We start from the raw sequence: 234 nt of genomic DNA on the forward strand, positions 1-234 counted from the left end.
GCTCAGTGTTGTCAGTACCTGTTGCCGCCAGAGTTGGTATTCCTGAGGAGACGACCTGCTCATCAGTTGCGACCTCATTACCACCCCAATACCTGCCTAGCAAGACACCGGTAATAAGTACCGCTGCCAATACCGGTAATAGCCATACTGGTAGTTTTGACGAGGGTCTATTGACCAGCTTTGAGACAGGCTGATGATATGGCAGCAACTCAGACTCAGGTGTCTGCTTAGACT

At 50.4% G+C, this 234-nt stretch carries 1 protein-coding gene; it reads left to right on the forward strand.

The window, feature by feature from the left end:
• Positions 1-194: hypothetical protein (locus AAEY93_RS21150; protein WP_351079729.1), on the forward strand; the 194-nt coding region annotated here is incomplete at its 5' end.
• Positions 195-234 lie beyond the last annotated feature (40 nt).

It is taken from the genome of Shewanella sp. CAL98-MNA-CIBAN-0140, from assembly GCF_040309905.1.
In the GTDB taxonomy this organism is placed as follows: Bacteria; Pseudomonadota; Gammaproteobacteria; order Enterobacterales; family Shewanellaceae; genus Shewanella; species Shewanella psychromarinicola.